Source organism: Bariatricus sp. SGI.161, assembly GCF_050313695.1.
GTDB lineage: Bacteria > Bacillota > Clostridia > Lachnospirales > Lachnospiraceae > JAFBIX01.
In genome coordinates this window covers 21,953-42,526 of sequence record NZ_JBNPLX010000009.1, presented here as the reverse complement: position 1 = coordinate 42,526, position 20,574 = coordinate 21,953, and the positions used below count along the sequence as shown (strand labels likewise).

The window sequence follows — 20,574 nt, the reverse complement described above, 5'->3', positions numbered from 1 at the left end:
AAGAAACACCTGAGATTATCTAGGGATTTCTACCATCTTGAATGCTTCTACAAGGTCACCTTCCTTAATGTCATTAAAGTTGGCAAACACAAATCCACATTCATATCCTGCTTTTACTTCTTTTACATCATCTTTAAAACGTCTCAGAGACGCAAGAGGTCCTTCGAAGATAACGATTCCATCTCGTGTCAGACGCACAGAACAATCTCTTTCAAACATACCATCCAACACATAAGAACCTGCAATAGTTCCTACGCCAGATGCTTTGAATGTCTGACGTACTTCTGCATGGCCTAATACCTTTTCTTCAAAAATTGGATCCAGCATTCCTTTCATCGCTGCTTCAACATCTTCAATCGCATTGTAAATAACTCGATAGAGACGAATATCTACACCTTCGCGCTCTGCCGTCTCTTTTGCAGTTGCATCCGGGCGCACATTAAATCCTATGATAATCGCATTGGATGCAGATGCAAGACTGACGTCAGACTCATTGATTGCACCGACACCACCATGGATGATCTTTACAACAACTTCATCATTAGACAGCTTTAACAGACTCTGCTTCATTGCTTCAACAGAACCTTGTACATCTGCCTTTACAACAATACCAAGTTCCTTCAGATTACCTTCCTGAATCTGAGTAAACAGATCGTCCAGAGACAGTTTTGATTTTGTCTCTTCCAATAATTTCATCTTACTCTGAGAGATGAATGTCTCTGCAAAGCTTCTTGCTTCCTTATCATTTTCACATCCCACAAATACTTCACCGGCATTCGGAACATCATTCAATCCAAGAATCTCTACTGGCATAGATGGACCTGCTTCTTTCACACGTCTTCCTTTATCATCCATCATAGCTCTTACTTTACCATAAGCAGAGCCTGCCGCAATGGAATCACCAACACGCAGAGTTCCTTTCTGTACAAGAACCGTTGCTACAGAACCTCTTCCTTTATCCAATTGTGCCTCCAATACAAGACCTCTTGCACTTCGATCAGGATTGGCTTTTAATTCCATCACTTCTGAAGTCAGGATGATCATTTCCATCAAATCTTCCAGACCTTCTCCAGTCTTTGCAGATACAGGCACAAACACTGTACTTCCGCCCCAGTCTTCTGGGATCAGCTCATATTCTGTAAGCTCTTGCTTCACACGCTCGATATTGGCACTTGGTTTATCAATCTTATTGACAGCTACCACGATCTCAACACCTGCGGCCTTTGCGTGATTGATTGCTTCAACCGTCTGCGGCATAACACCATCATCTGCAGCCACCACAAGAATCGCAATATCTGTCGAACTTGCACCACGCATACGCATTGCAGTAAATGCTTCATGTCCTGGCGTGTCAAGGAATGTGATCTTCTCTCCATTTACATTTACTACATATGCACCGATGTGCTGAGTAATACCGCCCGCCTCTTTATCAATCACATTCGTATGGCGAATGGCATCCAGAAGAGAAGTCTTACCATGGTCAACGTGGCCCATGACGCAGACTACCGGCGGACGCTTCTTCATCTTAGATTCGTCTTCTTCATCTTCTTTCAAAAGCTCTTCAATAACATCTACAACCTCTTCTTTTTCACAGAGCACCTCAAATTCCAGTGCGATCTCTTCTGCTGTCTCGTAATCAATCTCCTGATTCACCGTTACAATCTTGCCTTGCATAAAAAGCTTCTTAACGATGACAGATGGTACGATCTTCATCTTATCTGCAAGCTCTTTAATTGTAAGTACTTCCGGAATTACGATAGACTTAATCTCTTCTTCCACCTTCTGTTGTTTCTGCTGAGGTTTTTGAAGCTGCTGTTTTGGCTCATTCTTTTTCTTGCCCTTTGGCATTCTGTCATCTTCATCCTCGCGGCGATAATCTTTCTTCTTATAGTCGTCTTTTCCCTTTCCTTTGCTACGCTGTGGCTTCTGTGTCTCTACAGCTGGTGTCGGAATGCTGGTATTATTTCTTCTGTCATTATTACGACGGTCATTTCTATCCCCGGATCTGCGGTTCTGATTTCTGTCCCTTTCTCTTCCATCCCTACTGTCTCTGTCTTTATTATCCCTATCATTCGAGAATCTATCCTGACGATTTCCCTGTGGGCGATCTCCACGCTGCGGACGCTGTCCTGATCCTCTGGAATCTTTGGAAGAATCCTGACGTCTGTCCCCGCCTTTTTCCTGACGCTGCTCCGGGCGTCTCTGAGACTGATTTCTATCGGAATTCCTCTCGGAATTTCTATCAAATGATCTTTCCGTTTTTTTCTCTGCCGGCTTCTCTACGTTCTGCACATTCTTTGGTTTTTCTGACACTGGCGCAGTCGGCTGTACCGATTGAGCTGCCACTTTTTCTACTGGTTTTTCGGGCGTCTTTACTTTCTGTGGTTTTTCTGCCGCCGGTGTTGCCGGACGTACTTGCTGTGTTGTCTGAGCAGCCTTCGATGGGCGACCGTTGTTAACCTGCATCGGTCTTCCCTGAGAAGCTTGAGGACGTCCTCCCTGCTGTGCCGGACGATTGCCAGGTCTTCTTCCCTGCTTTGCTCCATTTTGTGTATTCTGCGGACGGAATACATGAACGATATTCTTCTTCTTTGGAGCTTCCTGTTCTGTCTTTGCTTCTGGAGCTTTTCGTTTTGCCAGAGCCTTTCTTGTCATATCCGCTTCTGAATCCTCCAACGTACTCATATGATTCTTTACTTCAATATTCTTTTCAGTCAGAAATTCGATGACATCCTTGCTTGGGACATCTAATTCCTTTGCTAATTCATATATTTTAATTTTTGACATATTAACTACCTCCTCTATGCAATTGTGTTATCTTCTGTGTCCATATGCTTCCTGATTCCTTTTGCAAACCCCTCATCCAATACTGCAAGAGATGCGCGGAACTGTTTTCCCATTGCATGCCCCAAGGTATCTTTATCTTCATAAAAATAGATTGGCACGTGATAATAGTCACACATATTTTGAAACTTCTTCTTCGTATTATCAGACGCATCTGCCGCCACGATTACCAGTGCAGCTTTTCCAGCTTTCACTTCCCTCTCAGTACAGAATTCTCCGCTGACCGTCTTGCCTGCTTTGGTTGCCAGACCAATAAGCGCTAATACTTTACTCTGTTTCAAGTATCTCCATCTCCTTTTCCAATGCTTCGTACACTTCCCTCGGAATAGACTGCTTAAATGACCGTTCAAGGCCTTTATTCTTTACTGCCTTTTCCAGACAGTTCTTAGAAGGACAGATATACGCTCCACGCCCATTCTTTTTTCCGGTCGCATCCAGAAGAAATTCTCCTTCTGAAGTTCTAATCACACGAATCATCTCTTTTTTACTCTTCATTTCCTGACATCCCACACATTTACGCATAGGTATCTTTTTATTTGCGCTCAAACAATCACCTATTCCTCTGTATCGTCTACTTCCTCAAATGCAATTTCCTCTTCCGGTGCATATCCTTCTGATTCCTCATATGGCTCATCGTATTCTTCTTCAAATACTCCTTCGCTCAGTTCCATATAATTTTCAGGTAGTTCTCCAGATTCAATTGCCTGAGATTCACTCTTTATATCAATCTTATATCCTGTCAGTCTTGCAGCAAGTCTTGCATTCTGACCTTCCTTACCAATTGCCAGTGAAAGCTGATAATCTGGTACAATGACACTTGCGGTCTTCTCATCCGGATCAGCCATGACAGAAATCACTTTCGCCGGACTTAACGCATTCTCAATAAAAATGGCCGGGTTATCACTCCAGTTAATAATATCAATCTTCTCTTTACGCAGTTCCTCTACAATCGCATTCACTCTTGCTCCGTTCATACCGACACATGCGCCTACCGGATCAACGTCAGGATCATTAGACCATACCGCAATCTTCGTTCTACTTCCCGCCTCTCTTGCAATGCTCTTAATCTCTACGATTCCTTCTTTTACCTCTGTCACTTCTGATTCAAACAAACGTTTTACGAGTTCTGGATGTGTACGGGATACAAGAATCTTTGGTCCCTTTGTCGTATTCTTCACTTCAACGATATACAATTTGATTCGTTCTGTCGGTTTGAATACTTCTCCTTTTACCTGTTCATTCTCTGTAAGCATTGCATCAGCCTTTCCAAGGTTAATACTTACATTCTTTCCTACATAACGCTGAACAATACCCGTAACGATATCCTTTTCTTTTTCAAAATACTGATCATATACTACTTTACGCTCTTCTTCACGAATTTTCTGAAGAATCAGATTCTTTGCATTCTGAGTTGCAATACGTCCAAAAGATTTTGATTCAATTGGAATCTGGACAATATCTCCCAACTCATATTTACTGTCAATTTCTTTTGCATCTTCCAAACTGATCTGCTCTAACTTATCTTCTACTTCTTCTACAACCGTCTTCTCTGCGAACAAGCTATAATCACATGTCGATCTGTCCATGATCAATTTAATGTTGTCAGCCTTTCCAAAATGGTTCTTGCAGGCATTCAGCAGAGAATTTTCAATTGCATCCAACAAAGTCTCTTTGCTGATATCCTTTTCTTTTTCCAAAATATTCAATGCTTCTAATAATTCTGTATTCATTTACTATTCCTCCTTCTAATTTAAAAATCAAATGCCAGACGAATCAGAGCGATGTCACTTTTTTCAAATGTTTTTGTTGTATCATCATCCATCCCAATCGTAACCGTTTTTTCATCATAGTCTTTTAAAATTCCAGTAAATTCTTTCTGTTTATCTATCATACGATAAGTTCGAATCTCAACTTCTTCACCCAGGCTTCTTTTAAAATCTTTTTCTTTCTTTAACGGTCTTCCAAGCCCCGGCGAACTGACTTCCAGGATGTATGCATCATCGATATAATCTTTCTCATCCAAGATATCAGAAAGTCTGCGGCTTACTACTTCACAGTCATCAATATTGATACCTCCCGGTTTATCAATGTATGCTCGAAGATACCATGTACTTCCTTCTTTTACATACTCTACATCCACCAGCTCAAATCCATTTTCTTCCACAATCGGTAACAGAATCTCTTCGGTTTTTTGTTCGTAAAGTTCCCTTTTTGTCAATGTAAAATTCCTCCTTATCAACAAAGAAGAGTGAACTTTACGTTCACTCTTCTGCCGACTTCATTATGTAACTGTAAGCTAGTATAACACCATACTTCTGCAAAATCAAGGGTTTTTCTATATTTTCCCTTCTTTAAATACCATCATCATCTCATTCGTCAGGCTTAAATCTTCTGCTTTCACCGGTATATCCTCCCGTTCAAACCATTCTGCAAGAGCAAGTTCTTCCTTATCCAATGTAATCTCTGCTTCTCCATCCAGCTTGCAAAAAAATCCCATTAATAATGTATCGGTAAACGACCACGGCTGGCTTTTATAATAAGTAATATTTTTGACCTTTAATCCGACCTCTTCCATGACTTCCCGGCGGACCGTCTCTTCAATCGTCTCCCCGATTTCCGCAAATCCTGCCAGCAGTGCATATTTCTTATATGCCCTGCCTGCATATTTTGACATCAATATCTTATTTCCATGCGTAACAGCAATGATGACAGCCGGACAGATCTTTGGAAATTCCATAAGGCCACACTCTGGGCAGCGCATCATCCGTTCTTTTTCATCATGTACCATAGGTTTCCCACATCGTCCACAAAAACGGTGTGACTGATACCAGCGGTATAACTGCCATCCCGTCACACCCGCGAACTGCAGATGTTTTGGTCTTGCTGTACGAAGTATCTGTGTATCTTCCATTTCGAATTCTGGAATCTTATCATAAGAAATATGACTGCCCAGATAAAATCTCACATCATCAATGGAAAATAAATATATGTACTCTTGATAGAGTTTTGTAACATCAACATAAGCCTCTGCTTCTTCAAAAGTAAGAAAAGAAATCTCTCCTTCTTTTTGTTTCACCAATATATTTCGCCCTTCATAGCACAATAAGATGCTATGTTTTTCCGGCGGCATTGGCCGATATTCGTTTCGATATTGATATGGAGCAATTTCTTGTATCATATTTTTTCTCCTTTATCCTCGATTCTTTGTTCCAATCCCATCTCGTTTTGCAAGCTTTAGACGATTCAAGGTCACTTCACGATCCTTATATGGGATTTTTGTCTCTACCCCATCTTCAAATAAATATACCCTCTCCAGTTCATCCTTCTTTTGCAGTTTAATTCCACGGACTCCGATTGCACCTTTCTTCTTTTCAGAGACTTCTTCGGCTAAAAAGCGCAGGAAATATCCCTCTTTTGTCTGCAGTACAATATTTTGATTTTCATTGATCACCTGAACACTCATAACTTCATCATCCGCCTGAAGTTTCGTCGCTGCAATCGTTCTTTTCGCTACCTGAAATTCAGTTCCTTCCACCTTCTTAATCATGCCCTGCTTTGTAGCAAATAACAGCTTTGCATAACGCATCTGCTCTGCATCACAGATATATACGATTTCTTCCTGTGTACTGTCGTAATTGCTCACATTATCCACCGGCAATCCTTTATCGCGGAACTTTCCATATGGTAAATCCAATACTTTGATCTGATGCATTTTTCCGGTATTCGTAAATAGACAGATTCTTCCGGTATTCATACAGGAAATCACATATTTATTCTCCGTATCTGCCGCCTCTTTATTTCTTCCATAAGCATTGGTATCAATCGTCTTTGCATAACCAAAACGATCCATCAGGAAGACAACCTCTTGCTCTTCGATCTTATTCTCCTCATAAACCGCCTCTTCTGCATTCTCGATCTGCGTCCGGCGCTTTCTGGAAAATTCTGTTTTCAATTGTTCTAAATCTGCGATAATGACCTCTGCCATTGAATCATAATTATTTAGAATATCTTCATACCTGGCAATTTTTTTCAGGGTCTCATCATGTTCCTTCATCAGAGCTTCTATTTCCAGCCCAATCAATTTGTACAGGCGCATTTCAAGAATTGCTGTAGCCTGTCGTTCTGTAAACCGAAGCATAGCTGCCATTTTTTTAGAAATACTGGATTTGAACTTAATATTATCCGTAATACCGCTGGTCAGACATGCTTTTGCATCTTTGACCGACTGGCTGCCGCGAAGAATCTCAATGATCAGATCAATAACATCACATGCTTTGATCAGACCCTCTTGGATTTCTTTTTTCTCTTGTTCCTTTTTTAATAAATTCTTATATTTTCTGGTGGCCATCTCAAACTGAAAATCCACATGGTGTTCTATGATTTTCTTCAATCCCATGGTCTCAGGTCTGCCATCTGCAACTGCGAGCATATTCACACCAAAAGTATCTTCCAGACGAGTCTTTTTGTAGAGCATATTCGTCAGATTTTCGATATCTGCTCCACGTTTCAGTTCAATGACAATTCGAATACCTTCTTTCGATGACTGGTTGGAGATATCCACAATGTCACTGGTTTTTTTTGATTCCACCAGAGCACATACATCATTCAGGAACTTTCCGATTCCGGCACCTATCATGGTATAAGGGATCTCGGTGATAACAAGCCGTTTCTTGCCGCCCTTCATCTCCTCTACTTCTACTTTCCCGCGAATCTTAATCTTGCCGGTTCCCGTCTCATAGATATCCAGAAGATCATCTTTATTTACCACGATCCCCCCTGTTGGGAAATCAGGCCCTTTTACATACTTCATCAACTGCTTCGTGCTGATCTCATCATTTTTCATGTAGGCTTTGACCGCATCAATGACCTCCCCAAGATTATGGGTCGGAATACTGGTTGCCATACCTACAGCAATTCCCTCTGCTCCGTTGACCAGAAGATTCGGAATACGCACAGGAAGCACCTCCGGTTCCTTTTCTGTCTCATCAAAATTTGGTACAAAATCTACAATATCCTTATCCAGATCTCCCAGATAAGCTTCCTGCGTAATCTTTGCCAGACGAGCCTCCGTATAACGCATGGCAGCAGCTCCGTCACCTTCAATAGATCCAAAATTACCATGTCCGTCTACCAGAATCATGCCCTTTTTAAAATCCTGCGCCATCACCACCAGCGCTTCATAGATAGAACTGTCCCCATGCGGATGATACTTACCCATCGTATCTCCAACAATACGTGCACACTTTCGATATGGCCTGTCATATCGAATACCCAATTCATGCATATCATACAGCGTACGCCTCTGTACCGGTTTCAATCCATCCCTTACATCCGGAAGCGCTCTGGCAACAATAACACTCATAGCATAGTCAATATATGATTTCTTCATAACATCAGAATATTCCGTTCTGATGATCTGTGAATCTTGCATAATTACCTCCTTTGGGGACGTAGTATTTTAAAAAAACACTACGTCCCTAATTTAAAAATGGGGTGTACCCAATTTAAATATCCAGCTCTGCTTCTGTCGCATTTTCATAGATAAATGTCCTTCTTGGTGGTACTTCGGTTCCCATCAGCATCTCTGTCACACTGGATGCCATACGGGCATCTTCGATTTCTACCAGTTTCAGGATCCTTGTCTCGGGATTCAGGGTTGTCTCCCACAGTTGCTGGGCATCCATCTCTCCCAGACCTTTATAACGCTGGAGCGTAAAAGGACCATCATGGGTCTTACGATATCTCTCTAACGCCTTATCATCATATAGATATTCTTCTTCCCCTTTTTTCGGCATAGCTTTATACAATGGCGGCATAGCAATATAGACATGTCCTTCATAGATTAATTCTGGCATAAAACGATAGAATAGCGTCAGCAACAAGGTAGAGATATGTGCCCCATCCACATCGGCATCGGCCATGATAACAATCTTGTCATAACGCAGCTTGCTGATATCAAAATCATTGCCATATCCTTCTGAGAAGCCACAGCCAAATGCATTGATCATCGTTTTAATCTCTGCATTGGCCAGCACTTTATCTATACTAGCTTTCTCCACATTCAGAATCTTTCCTCGGATTGGAAGAATTGCCTGATACATACGATCTCTGGCCGTCTTTGCAGAGCCACCGGCAGAATCTCCCTCTACGATAAAGATTTCACATCGGCTCGCATCTCTGCTTTCGCAATTTGCAAGTTTCCCATTACTGTCAAAAGAATATTTTTGCTTTGTCAGAAGATTCGTCTTTGCGCGTTCTTCTGTCTTGCGAATCTTCGCAGCCTTTTCTGCACAGCCAATTACTTTTTTCAACGTCTCAAGATTACGGTCGAAAAATCGAATAATCTCATCATTCGTCACCTTGCTGCAAGCCTTTGCGGCATCAGGGTTGTCCAGCTTTGTCTTCGTCTGTCCTTCAAATCTGGGATCTGGATGCTTGATGGAAACAATTGCGGTCATTCCATTTCTTACATCTGCCCCTGTAAAATTCGCATCTTTTTCTTTTAGAATCCCAAGTTCCCTGGAATACTGATTCATAACAGTTGTAAATGTAGTCTTAAACCCAGTCAGATGTGTGCCACCCTCTGCATTATATATATTATTACAGAAGCCAAGGACATTTTCATGAAATTCATTCACATACTGAAACGCCACTTCAACTTCAATGCCTTCTGCTTCTCCTTTAAAATACACAGGTTCATGAACAACCTCTTTTTTGGAATTCAGATCCTGAATAAAGCCAAGAATCCCATCCGGTTCATGATATACAATACGCTCCGTCTCACTGCCTCTTTTATCTTCAAATACAATCGTCAGTGTCGGATTCAGATATGCCGTTTCGTGCATACGACTTTTTACTTCCTCTGCACGGAATTTTGTTTTTTCAAATATAGTATCGTCTGGCAGAAAATTAACCTTTGTTCCAGTCTTTCTTGTCTTTCCAAGCTTCGGCAGAAGTCCATCCTCCAGCTCAATTACCGGCTTTCCTCTCTCATACCGGTCATGATGGACATATCCATCCCGACTGATTTCAACATCCATATAAGTAGATAATGCATTGACAACAGAAGAGCCGACTCCATGAAGTCCGCCACTGGTCTTGTAAGCAGAATCATCAAACTTTCCACCGGCATGCAACGTTGTATATACAACACGGGCTGCTGATACACCAGTCGAATGCAGATCCACCGGTACTCCACGCCCATTGTCTGAGACAGTTGCAGAACCATCCTTTTCAAGTGTTACACGGATCTCTGAACAATATCCCGCCAGATGTTCATCTACAGCATTGTCAACAATCTCATAGATCAGATGATTCAGCCCTTTCGTAGATACACTACCAATATACATTCCCGGTCTTTTCCGTACCGCTTCCAGTCCCTCTAATATGGCAATACTATCTGCATCATATGTATTTTTTTTCGCCATTCCCATATATCCTTTCTATCATTTTACATACTTTTCCATACTGCCAATATCTTAGCACAAAATGTAGTCTGTTTCAAACATATTTTATTTCATAAGTACACTATCTAGTGTTGATGCCAGAATCTCCATAGCATTTCTCATTTCTTCCACAGTATTGGTCTGAGCCCCGGCCTCAATCAACAACGTTTTCGGTTTAAAGTGCATGTTATATCGATATCCTCTCAGATAAATATGTCTGGTAAATCCAGGATATTTTTTCGTAGCTGCAATCTGCATCTGAAGAGAAAACGCAAGATTATCTTCAATATAAGGATTGGGCAGATAACTGATATTTCCATTGGCTCTTGTTCGGCTCAGCCCATTAAAAAACATAATTTGTGCAGTCTGCTTACCATTAATCTCTGTCACAAGATGTGTTCCCTCCGCCACACCATCTCTATGAAGATCAATCACAACCTCTATCGTTGGATTATCCTGCAGAATCTTCTGGATCTCTGGTTCTGCCAGCTGATACGCCATACTTCTGTCAAGCTTCCCACTAACCAGATCATACACTCCTTCATGATGAATCGTCTCGATTCCATAGGTGTTGTTTAAAAGTTCTGCCAGATAAGCACCCATTCCCATTATCGTTGTACTGGTATCCCCTTCTACAGAATCTGCAAATGCTTCCTGGGAATGCGTATGATAAATCAGAACTTTTGGACCGGCAGCAGACTGATCAATTGTCATGTCCATTCCCATTAATTTTTCAACATTTAACAAATCCTGATCAATCATCGTATTAGAATCTACTGTATAAAAATTGCTGATCAGATACTCAAAATTCATCAATTTTTCCATAGATGTATCAATTGGTGTTCCTGAAGTCTGAACAGATTCTTCTTGTGAAGTCTGCTGAATCAGATTCCCGTTTTCATCTACCATATTTTCATCATTTGCCTGTTTTTCCAATATCATCTGATATGTTTCCTGATCCTCCACATCCGTAAACAACATCGTTTTTTCTTCCACATATGTCCCTAGTGGAATCATTTTCAACACACTCTCTGCCATCCAGTCTATCAATGAACTCCCCTGCTCATTTTCCAGATATGTGAATCCCGTAAGATACATTTTTTCCGCCTGTTCCAAACAAATACTCCCAATCCGTATCTGTTCATTCCAATTTATTTTATCAAATTCCATCATCTGCGCACAGACATATATGATTAAAATTCCGGTGATCACAAGTATTGCAATCCGACTGATCCGCCGTTTTATTTTCACAATATTCACTCCAGTCAAAGTAAAGCTGCCTGTCATTTTAGCAGCCACTTTTCGTACTTTATGTCTTAACACTATATGACCCACCTGGATTATTTATGTGCATGTCCTTTAGAAAACAACAGATTCAGCGCTTCCGATATCGTATAACTGATTCTCTTCACAGTCTCATCAATATCCTTAGGAGTCACAAATAAACCATTTAAATGTGGAGATATCAACTCCTTCACTAATTCATATTTTTCCGCTGCATTATAGCCTTGCATGACCACCCCGACCCCCCGCAATGTCTCAGAGCTTTCCAATGCAGAGATCAGGTTCTCCATGGTATCATTTACAATAGTCGCAGCATCCACCACAGTTGGAACCCCGATAGCAATTACTGGAATTCCAACGGTCTCTTTTGTAATAGCGTTTCTATGATTACCCACGCCTGACCCTGGATTAATACCTGTATCTGAGATCTGAATCGTGCGATTAAGTCTTCGAGAGCTTCTGGCAGCCAACGCATCAATAGCAATCACCATATCCGGATTCGTTTCCCGCGTGATTCCTTTGACAATCTCAAGAGTTTCCATTCCAGTCTGTGCCATAACTCCCGGTACAATCGCACTGGTAAGGCAGATTTCATCTTCTCCCATAGCATATTTTCCGTATTCCTTTGCGATATGCCGGGAAATATTCAGATTATCTACAACATATGGGCCTAACGCATCTGGTGTAACCTTACGATTTCCAAGCCCTACTACCAAAATAGAATAATCTTCTTTATCTTTTTTGACAAAATATTCCAGAAATCTTTTTAACTCTTCTGCTATCTCTTTATGATAATCTTCATCTGGAACAGCCATATTCGGTGCCTCCATTGTAATATAGGTACCCACCGGTTTTCCCATGATTTTTGCTCCATTTTCCGTCTCAATTTTAACAGTCGTTACTTTAATCTCACGTTCTTCATCATAATCTTCTTTTAACGATACTCCTTGAATTTCTACGTGATCCGATTCAAATCGTTCTTTTTCCTCCAGAGCCAGATCTGTTCTGATATTATATTTTTCAATCATCCCATTTATCCTCACTTTAGTCCTATTTATTTCCTAGTTTTTACAATATTTTCAGAAATATGTATTGACAGAACTCATTCCTTGCCCTAAAATAAGTTCGTATGTTTCGTTAGAACGTCCGTGTCCGGCTCTAACGAATGTAAAATCGATACAGAATCGAAATATAAGATATTGGAGGTGGACAAATTGGCTAATATCAAATCTGCAAAGAAGAGAATCTTAGTAAACGAAACAAAAGCTGCTAGAAACAAAGCAATCAAATCTAAAGTAAAAACTTGCGTAAAGAAAGTTGAAACAGCTGTAGCTAACAAAGATGCTGAAGCTGCTGCTGCAGCATTAAAAGTTGCAATCGTTGAAATCAACAAAGCAGGAAGCAAGGGTGTTTATCACAAGAACACATGCTCTAGAAAGATTTCCCGTTTAACAAAAGCTGTAAACGGAATTGCTTAATTATTATAGAAAAAATTGCATGCAATAAAAAAACAGCCATACCGTCAGTGGCTGTTTTTTATTTTTATCTTTTATAATCCAGAATACCCATAACTATTGACAATAGCATCTACCCACATACTGTGCCACCATAATATATCACTGTATTAATCGCCTGGATCATTGTCTTACCTGTATTAATTGAACCCGCAAGAATTAAAACATTCTGCCCTTCCACCATTCGCTTATTATTATTACAATTTTAGCACAATAAGTACGATAATTCACTCTAAATATGCGAATTTTCAGATTTTTTCGGTCAAAAATGACACCGACAGCTTTTTCTTCAGATCCATGGTAATCAAAAAACGCACATCTCAAATTCATGAGATGTGCGCTAATATAATTCTTATAATTATGTACAATAATTAGTTGTTAATCAACTTATCTTCGCCATTCCAGCTGTACAGCTGTCTGATCTCTTTACCAATCTTCTCAGATGGATGTTCAGCAGCAAGCTTTCTCATAGCCTTGAAATGTACCTGACGTCCTGCAGGTGACATATCAAGCAAGAAGTCTTTTGCAAATGTACCATCCTGGATATCTGCCAGAATCTGCTTCATAGCTTTCTTTGTATCAGCTGTGATAATCTTAGGTCCTGTAATATAATCACCATATTCAGCTGTATTAGAGATAGAATATCTCATTCCTTCAAATCCGCTCTGATAGATCAGGTCAACAATCAACTTCATCTCATGGATACATTCAAAATAAGCATTTCTTGGATCATATCCTGCTTCACAAAGTGTCTCAAAACCTGCCTGCATCAATGCACATACACCACCACAAAGAACAGCCTGCTCACCAAAAAGGTCTGTCTCTGTCTCTGTACGGAATGTTGTCTCAAGAAGTCCAGCTCTTGCTCCACCGATTCCAAGACCGTAAGCCATTGCTTTCTCCCATGCTTTTCCTGTGTAATCCTGTTCAACAGCGATCAAGCAAGGAGTTCCCTTTCCAGCCTGATATTCACTTCTTACTGTATGTCCTGGTGCCTTAGGTGCAATCATCGCAACATCAATATTCTTTGGTGGTTTAATACATCCAAAGTGAATGTTGAAACCATGTGCGAACATCAGCATATTGCCTTCCTCAAGGTTCGGCTCTACATCTTTCTTATACATATCAGCCTGTAATTCATCATTAATCAAGATCATGATGATATCAGCCTGTTTAGCTGCTTCTGCTGCTGTGAATACCTGTAATCCCTGTGCTTCAGCTTTTGCCCAAGATTTACTTCCTTCATAAAGACCAATGATAACGTCACATCCAGACTCTTTTAAGTTAAGGGCATGTGCATGTCCCTGGCTTCCGTAACCAATAATTGCAATCTTCTTTCCCTCTAATACTGATAAATTGCAATCTTCCTGATAAAAAATTCTTGCTGCCATTTTGACATTCCTCCTAATTATTATAAATCATTTAATTTTGTATTGTTAAACAAGGGCAGGTTTCTGAAGCCACCCTTATTTAAAGGCTTTGTCTTCTCTCGAACATTGTTATAATCGATTAATCAATAATCGTAACATCCTTGATTCCTCGAGATAATCCTGTAATTCCGGTTCTCGCCAATTCCAGGATCTCATATCCGTCGAGCAATTTCAAGAAAGCATCCAGTTTTGACTGATTACCTGTAAGCTCCACCATTAACGATTCCGTCTCAACGTCTACGATCTTAGCACGGAAAATATCTGCCACGGAGATAATCTCCGATCTTTCTGCTGCATTGGCACGAATCTTAACCATGATTAATTCACGATATACGGATTCATCTGGTTTTAACACTTTGATTTCAATGACATCTTCCAATTTCCGAACCTGCTTTTCAATCTGAGACAAAATCAACTCATCTCCAGATGCAACAATGGTAATCCTTGTAAATCTGGGATCCGCAGTCACACCAGCAGTAATACTGTCAATACTGTATCCACGTCTGCTGAAAAGTCCTGCGATGCGGCTTAATACACCCGGATTATTGTCAACCAATAATGAATAAACTCTTTGCATACTGCACCTCTTCCCCATCTTTATTTTAAAAACAGAGTGCGTTCTGTTTTTTTATAATAACAATATCTTCCTGTTTTGTCAAGCGAAACATCAACAATATTTCAAGATATCTTCCACAGATTCTTCAATATAATCTGCACCGGCTTCTTCCAACTCTTCTCTGTTACCAAATCCATAAAGGATTCCCAGGCAATCAATTCCTGCTGTCTTGGCGCCAAATACATCGTGCTCCCTGTCACCAATCATCAAAACAGAGGACTTATCTTTGATCTTACATGCCTCCAGCGCATACTGTATCACTTCTGCTTTCGTTTTTCTTCTGCCATCCAACTCCATTCCCGCCACATAATCAAAATACGGTGTCAGTCGAAAATAATCTATAATTTTTCTGGCATATGGCTCAGGTTTTGAAGTTGCCACTACCAATCTTACACCGGCATTTCTCAGTTTTTTCAGCACTTCTTCCAATCCATCATAGACACGATTCTCAAAGATGCCTTTTTCCTGATAATATTCCCGGAAATAACCAATGGCCTTCCAACACTGTTCGGTTGAAAATTCATAAAACTTATGGAACGATACATCCAAAGGCGGTCCTATAAACTCACATAGCTTTGTACGATCCTTTTCTTCAATTCCGAACTTATTCAACGCATATTTTACAGAATTTGTAATACCCTGCTCAGAATCTGTAATTGTCCCATCCAGATCAAAGAAAAAAGTATGATATCTTCTGTTCATATCTGCTCCTTCCAAAACTGTCATGATATCCAAACACCCAAGACTGATTATAATATTTTCCCTCGGTCTGCGCAAGACGTATCTTATATGCCTTCTCAGGTAGTTTCCACATTTCTTTTGAATTCAATATACGTTACAATAAAATAAAGAAAATAGATTCCAAAAAACAACACAAAAGCAATGCCAAAATATTGGAAAACAGATGTATGGACACCTGTATAGAAGATAAATTTGTCACTCATATAGACAGCCAGAACACCACTGATAAATGTTGCGAATAGCGCCGGGCACAGATAATATCCAAACAATTGTTTCAGAATGAGCCGATCTATCTTCTTTCGACTAAGTCCCATTTTAAATAATACTGAATACCGATATTTGTATTTTGCCGAATCACTTAATTGCTGTACTGATAATACAGTTAACGCAATGCACACAAATACTAATCCAACGTAAAAACATGGAAAAATAATACTGGACAGGATATATTTTACTTCTGGGATAATATTATCACGCACCAGATTCACCGCATTATATGTAACAATCGTATCGGAACCATAGCAATTATTGCCCTTCATCTCAGGATGCCCTGCAAAGTCATGATTGTCACTTAGATCATCCAGAAGATTGCCCAGATCTTGCGGTGCTTTTCCCTGAATGTCAACTGCCAGTTCAGAATAATATGGAATCATTCCGGATAATTCTTCATCTGGGACAATGATCAGATAGTCTCCTCCGTTATGTCCATCCTGTGAAAATGGCTCCGTATAATAATCCGTAAATTGCAGATTTCCATTGATTCCCTTGACAGAAATTTCACGTTCCATTCCTCTTACCTCATTTACGATACGCTCTTTTATATGTATCGCATACTCCCCATCCTCTAATTGTATTACCGGATACCCTAACATTTGACGAAGATGATTATAATCCGACAATCCCATGTAGGTATCATAATCACAAAAAATCCTTTCTTCATTTTCCTGAATCTTTTCTAGATTCGCAGTTCCATCATCTTTCTGATATGTTGTTGCGAATATTCTCAGATGTGTATACAGCCATGCATTTACCTGATTCGTTTCATTTTCATAAATATGATAAGAAAGAGAATCTTTTACCACAGTATTTTCCCGAATGACATTCCATTCATCAGCAAAGTCATCCTCCACAGAGCCGCTATATACTTGTATATCAAAAGGAAACTTATCTTTCAATATCTGATTCTGATAATCATTAAACATCATTGCAACCGTACATCCAAGAAATGCAATCGTAAAAAGAGATGTCAAAGTCCCCATCGTAAATCCCATGGTCTTCAATTTCGAAGAGAACTGGCGAAGCAAAAACAAATTCTGCCCCTTGTATATTGCTGCTCTTTTCTTCCGGACATATCGTCCGACCCAAGATGCAAATCCCAGATAAAAGAAATAAATCACCAAAATTAAGCCTACCAGGAATGAAGCAGCTGTTCCGACTCCCCGGATCATTCCACTCAACATGAATACCGCAAATAACACAAGAAAAATCACGGATATCGGAAACAAACAACTTTTTATTTTTTCATGGGATTCCCGAATCTCTTCATTCTCATTCTGTATACTCATCAGATCACGGATATTCATTTTCTTAAATCTTCTTCCGCACTGAAACAGTGCCAGAAGATAGCATCCTGCATAACATCCTGCCGTCATGAAAATACAATATTTGCTAAAAGTCAGATGAAGATGATAGTCCATCTGAATCATGCTGTATAGAATCGCCATCAAAATCTGCTGAATAAAAAAACCTATCCCCATCCCTAAGAAAAAGGCAATTACACCAAGGAAAATATTTTCCTGCATATACAGACGCGCAATCTTTTTCTTTTTCATTCCAATCAGCAGATAGATTCCAAACTCGCGACTGCGTTTTTCCAACATAAAACGAATCATATAATTAATCAGCCATGCGATGATCAGTACAATAAAAAAGGTCGCAAGACCAATCATTGCCGCCATGATTCCAGCCACCTCAAAAAGTGCTTGCACATCTTTGGAAAAAAGAATGCTGTTAAATGCAAACATTAATGCTGTCACGAATGTCATTGTAAAAAAATATACCAGATAGTCTCTGGCTGATCGTTTGATATTTCGAAAGGCAAGTTTACCGTACATCAGACAACTCACCTCCCGTCAATGCCAGTACATCTAAAATCTCATTTAAAAAATCCTTGCGATTCTTCTTCCCTTTGAGCAGTTCATGAAAAATCTTTCCATCTTTTAGAAAAAGAATCCGGCTGCAATAACTGGCAGAAAACGCATCATGTGTAACCATGAGAATCGTAGCCTGCATCTTTTGATTCATTTGGGCAAAAGTCTCTAACAGTGTCTGCGCTGACCGAGAATCCAAAGCACCTGTCGGTTCATCTGCCAAAATCAACTGTGGATGATTCACCAACGCTCTTGCGCAGGCACATCTCTGCTTCTGCCCACCCGACACCTGATATGGAAACATTCCACGAACCTCAGATATTCCGAGCAAACGCAAAATATGGTCGCATTCTTTTTGGATTTGTTTTTTGCCTTTCTGGTGCAGCGTCATTGCAAGGATAATATTTTCTTCAATAGTCAGCGTATCCAACAGATTATAATCCTGAAATACGAATCCCAAATTGTCCTTTCGAAATTCAGACAATCCATCCTCATTTAATTCTGTAATATCGGTATTCCCATACCAGATATGTCCTGCCGTTACGCGGTCAATCGTGGAAAGCATATTTAAAAGTGTGGTCTTGCCTGACCCAGATGCTCCCATCACGCCCACAAATTCCCCTTTATCTACCGCAAAGCTTACACGATCGACAGCTTTTGTCACATGATTCCCACTGCCATAGTATTTTTCAACATCACATACACGAATATAATCTTTCATCATACTGCATCTCCTTTGATTTTGATAGAATTACTATAACAGTATGCCAATCATCTTTGTATCGAACTGTCTTTATGCAATCTTACAATTTTGAAAGATAACTGCTGACAGGAAATTCCAGTGTCATCTTTGTGCCTTTTCCTTCTTCTGATTCAGCATAAATTCCAATCCCAAGATTCTGACATAGTTTTTTGCACAGATATAATCCCATTCCAGTAGATCGCTCCTGCATTCTTCCGTTACTTCCAGTAAATCCTTTTTCAAAGATTCTTGGCATATCTTCTTCACGGATTCCTATTCCGTCATCTATTACAAGCAAACGAATTCCGCCCGGATAACGCTTTGTTCGAATCTGGATATATCCTCCTTCTTCCTTTCGATATTTCGCACTATTCAAAATTAATTGATTCAGGATAAATGCTATCCACTTTTTATCCGTATAAGCAACATCCTTACAATCCACTTCTGCCTGAACACGATTTTGAATCAGATATTGCTTGTTTCTATTTAGTACCACTACGGCAATTTCCTGAAAATCTGTTTCTTGTATTACATAATCCTTATATACAGATTCTGATCTGGCATAATATAACGCCATATCTACATAATTTTCTATTTTTTGATTCTCCAGATGAATCTGGCGCGTCAGATTATCTTTGTGATTCTCACACATTAATGCAATGCTTGTAATTGGCGCTTTGATTTCATGAACCCAACTTTCAATATATTCCCGATAATCCTTTTGCTGATCCTCTACTACCCGTATCCTGTCGATGACTGATTTATTAGATCTACGAATCATGTCCCGATACAGACGATCTTCCAACCGATAAGATTCTGGCATCAATTCGCCCAGAAGATATCTCTGATCCACTTGATCTAATATCTCCTTCATTTTTTGGAAATAACATTTTCTATTAAAATATCCATACACGAACCAGCACCCAAGAATCCCCAGCCACCCTAAAAGTATCAGACAAATATATTCCTTCGAATATCCTGTTCCATGTAAAAATCCTGCCAAAAGTAACATGCACAACATATGCAATACAAGCAGCAGGATTTTGTCTTTTACATATTCTACCATTCTCATATCCGGTACCCCATTCCACGCTTCGTCTCAATCAAGCCATGAACACCGATTTCTTCCAGTTTACCACGGATTCTTGTCATATTAACACTTAACGCATTATCATCAATAAACACTTGTTGATCCCACAAGTATTCAACCATATCCGCTCTAGATACAATCTCTCCCTTCTTCAAAAAGAGAAGATGCAGAATCTTAATCTCATTTTTAGACAAGTCAATCCAACATCCTTCATACCCAAGCTTTCCTCTTGCTACGTCAAGCTCCACGCCCTTATGTTGCAGCTTTATCGATTCTTCCTTCACACTTCGCTTCGCTCTCTTTAATACCGCAGCAATCCGCGCAAGCAATATTGGCAGTTGAAACGGCTTCGTAATATAGTCATCCCCACCTTTTAGCATTCCCATCAATTCATCCATAGAATCCGTCCTGCTCGTCACGAATATAATCGGCACCTCGGACTTTGCACGAATTCTCGAACAGATATCATAGCCCGATTCCCCCGGAAGATTCACATCAAGCAACACAAGATCCGGATCCTTCTCTAATACAAAAAAAGCAACATCCTCAAACTCCTCTGGGGCTGTCACCTGATATAATGCATTCTCTAATAATTGCTTCAACTCCTGCCGGATGACCGGTTCATCCTCAATAATCATAATGTGCATTTTTCTCTCCTCGTTCAAAAAGGTACACCACATTTTTCAATTGGGGACGTAGTACTTTGCAAAAGTACTAC

Annotated in this window: 18 protein-coding genes; 1 reads left to right on the top strand and 17 read right to left on the bottom strand. The window is 40.0% G+C overall.

From position 1 onward, the window contains the following. Window positions 1–15 precede the first annotated feature (15 nt). The 10 genes from infB to gpr all read right to left on the bottom strand — a co-directional run bounded on the left by infB (window position 16) and on the right by gpr (window position 12,601). Entirely contained in the window at window positions 16–2,787 is a 2,772-nt protein-coding gene (gene infB, locus ACQRBH_RS07075; RefSeq protein WP_427761262.1) for a translation initiation factor IF-2, read from the bottom strand. A 14-nt stretch (window positions 2,788–2,801) separates the two neighbouring features. Next, complete coding sequence (locus tag ACQRBH_RS07070) at window positions 2,802–3,125, bottom strand: L7Ae/L30e/S12e/Gadd45 family ribosomal protein (RefSeq protein WP_347376305.1); 324 nt, start codon at window positions 3,123–3,125, stop codon at window positions 2,802–2,804. Continuing rightward, on the bottom strand, window positions 3,112–3,366 hold the full coding sequence (rnpM, locus tag ACQRBH_RS07065; protein ID WP_328282582.1) for an RNase P modulator RnpM: 255 nt from the start codon (window positions 3,364–3,366) through the stop codon (window positions 3,112–3,114). Before rnpM ends, ACQRBH_RS07070 begins: the two co-directional genes overlap by 14 nt. A gap of 32 nt (window positions 3,367–3,398) precedes the next feature. Then, window positions 3,399–4,574 (bottom strand): transcription termination factor NusA, encoded by a 1,176-nt coding sequence (nusA, locus tag ACQRBH_RS07060; protein ID WP_235231544.1) that lies wholly within the window; start codon window positions 4,572–4,574, stop codon window positions 3,399–3,401. A 20-nt stretch (window positions 4,575–4,594) separates the two neighbouring features. After that, the gene (rimP, locus tag ACQRBH_RS07055; RefSeq protein ID WP_427761261.1) at window positions 4,595–5,062 is read right to left on the bottom strand and encodes a ribosome maturation factor RimP; all 468 of its coding nucleotides are present in this window, start codon (window positions 5,060–5,062) and stop codon (window positions 4,595–4,597) included. A 117-nt stretch (window positions 5,063–5,179) separates the two neighbouring features. After that, window positions 5,180–6,022 (bottom strand): NAD(+) diphosphatase, encoded by an 843-nt coding sequence (gene nudC, locus ACQRBH_RS07050; RefSeq protein WP_427761260.1) that lies wholly within the window; start codon window positions 6,020–6,022, stop codon window positions 5,180–5,182. A 12-nt stretch (window positions 6,023–6,034) separates the two neighbouring features. Further along, window positions 6,035–8,275: a DNA gyrase/topoisomerase IV subunit A gene (locus tag ACQRBH_RS07045; protein WP_427761259.1), complete on the bottom strand. Its 2,241-nt coding sequence runs from the start codon at window positions 8,273–8,275 to the stop codon at window positions 6,035–6,037. A 73-nt stretch (window positions 8,276–8,348) separates the two neighbouring features. Next, window positions 8,349–10,271: a DNA gyrase/topoisomerase IV subunit B gene (locus ACQRBH_RS07040; RefSeq protein WP_427761258.1), complete on the bottom strand. Its 1,923-nt coding sequence runs from the start codon at window positions 10,269–10,271 to the stop codon at window positions 8,349–8,351. 84 nt (window positions 10,272–10,355) lie between these two features. Continuing rightward, a complete protein-coding gene (locus ACQRBH_RS07035) occupies window positions 10,356–11,612 on the bottom strand; it encodes a stage II sporulation protein P (protein ID WP_427761257.1) in 1,257 nt (418 codons plus the stop codon). A gap of 17 nt (window positions 11,613–11,629) precedes the next feature. Further along, on the bottom strand, window positions 11,630–12,601 hold the full coding sequence (gene gpr, locus ACQRBH_RS07030; RefSeq protein WP_347376308.1) for a GPR endopeptidase: 972 nt from the start codon (window positions 12,599–12,601) through the stop codon (window positions 11,630–11,632). 186 nt (window positions 12,602–12,787) lie between these two features. Between gpr and rpsT the strand changes: the two genes are divergently transcribed. Continuing rightward, entirely contained in the window at window positions 12,788–13,051 is a 264-nt protein-coding gene (gene rpsT / locus ACQRBH_RS07025) for a 30S ribosomal protein S20 (protein WP_235231551.1), read from the top strand. Between the two features lie 407 nt (window positions 13,052–13,458). Here rpsT and ilvC read toward each other — a convergent pair whose 3' ends face one another. The 7 genes from ilvC to ACQRBH_RS06990 form a co-directional block, all read right to left on the bottom strand. Continuing rightward, window positions 13,459–14,478 (bottom strand): ketol-acid reductoisomerase, encoded by a 1,020-nt coding sequence (gene ilvC / locus ACQRBH_RS07020; RefSeq protein WP_235233125.1) that lies wholly within the window; start codon window positions 14,476–14,478, stop codon window positions 13,459–13,461. A gap of 118 nt (window positions 14,479–14,596) precedes the next feature. Continuing rightward, a complete protein-coding gene (gene ilvN / locus ACQRBH_RS07015; RefSeq protein WP_235233126.1) occupies window positions 14,597–15,094 on the bottom strand; it encodes an acetolactate synthase small subunit in 498 nt (165 codons plus the stop codon). Between the two features lie 90 nt (window positions 15,095–15,184). Beyond that, a complete protein-coding gene (locus ACQRBH_RS07010; RefSeq protein ID WP_427742090.1) occupies window positions 15,185–15,835 on the bottom strand; it encodes an HAD family hydrolase in 651 nt (216 codons plus the stop codon). A 95-nt stretch (window positions 15,836–15,930) separates the two neighbouring features. Further along, window positions 15,931–17,988, bottom strand: a complete 2,058-nt coding sequence (locus ACQRBH_RS07005; RefSeq protein WP_427761256.1) for an ABC transporter permease — start codon at window positions 17,986–17,988, stop codon at window positions 15,931–15,933. Continuing rightward, window positions 17,978–18,745 (bottom strand): ABC transporter ATP-binding protein, encoded by a 768-nt coding sequence (locus tag ACQRBH_RS07000; protein ID WP_427761279.1) that lies wholly within the window; start codon window positions 18,743–18,745, stop codon window positions 17,978–17,980. The genes ACQRBH_RS07005 and ACQRBH_RS07000 overlap by 11 nt, the downstream gene beginning before the upstream one ends. 82 nt (window positions 18,746–18,827) lie before the next feature. Beyond that, window positions 18,828–19,838, bottom strand: coding sequence for a sensor histidine kinase (locus tag ACQRBH_RS06995; protein ID WP_427742092.1), 1,011 nt, complete (start codon window positions 19,836–19,838; stop codon window positions 18,828–18,830). After that, the gene (locus ACQRBH_RS06990) at window positions 19,835–20,503 is read right to left on the bottom strand and encodes a response regulator transcription factor (protein WP_427761255.1); all 669 of its coding nucleotides are present in this window, start codon (window positions 20,501–20,503) and stop codon (window positions 19,835–19,837) included. The genes ACQRBH_RS06995 and ACQRBH_RS06990 overlap by 4 nt, the downstream gene beginning before the upstream one ends. Window positions 20,504–20,574: the final 71 nt, after the last annotated feature.

Bases quoted from the DNA above. Each gene is read 5' to 3' on its own strand.
- ilvC (WP_235233125.1), bottom strand. From the start codon at position 14,478: ATGGCAGCAAGAATTTTTTATCAGGAAGATTGCAATTTATCAGTATTA.
- ACQRBH_RS07010 (WP_427742090.1), bottom strand. From the start codon at position 15,835: ATGAACAGAAGATATCATACTTTTTTCTTTGATCTGGATGGGACAATT.
- infB (WP_427761262.1), bottom strand. From the start codon at position 2,787: ATGTCAAAAATTAAAATATATGAATTAGCAAAGGAATTAGATGTCCCA.
- ACQRBH_RS07040 (WP_427761258.1), bottom strand. From the start codon at position 10,271: ATGGCGAAAAAAAATACATATGATGCAGATAGTATTGCCATATTAGAG.
- ilvN (WP_235233126.1), bottom strand. From the start codon at position 15,094: ATGCAAAGAGTTTATTCATTATTGGTTGACAATAATCCGGGTGTATTA.
- ACQRBH_RS06995 (WP_427742092.1), bottom strand. From the start codon at position 19,838: ATGAGAATGGTAGAATATGTAAAAGACAAAATCCTGCTGCTTGTATTG.
- rnpM (WP_328282582.1), bottom strand. From the start codon at position 3,366: ATGCGTAAATGTGTGGGATGTCAGGAAATGAAGAGTAAAAAAGAGATG.
- nusA (WP_235231544.1), bottom strand. From the start codon at position 4,574: ATGAATACAGAATTATTAGAAGCATTGAATATTTTGGAAAAAGAAAAG.
- ACQRBH_RS07005 (WP_427761256.1), bottom strand. From the start codon at position 17,988: ATGTACGGTAAACTTGCCTTTCGAAATATCAAACGATCAGCCAGAGAC.
- gpr (WP_347376308.1), bottom strand. From the start codon at position 12,601: ATGATTGAAAAATATAATATCAGAACAGATCTGGCTCTGGAGGAAAAA.
- ACQRBH_RS06990 (WP_427761255.1), bottom strand. From the start codon at position 20,503: ATGCACATTATGATTATTGAGGATGAACCGGTCATCCGGCAGGAGTTG.
- ACQRBH_RS07045 (WP_427761259.1), bottom strand. From the start codon at position 8,275: ATGCAAGATTCACAGATCATCAGAACGGAATATTCTGATGTTATGAAG.
- nudC (WP_427761260.1), bottom strand. From the start codon at position 6,022: ATGATACAAGAAATTGCTCCATATCAATATCGAAACGAATATCGGCCA.
- ACQRBH_RS07000 (WP_427761279.1), bottom strand. From the start codon at position 18,745: ATGAAAGATTATATTCGTGTATGTGATGTTGAAAAATACTATGGCAGT.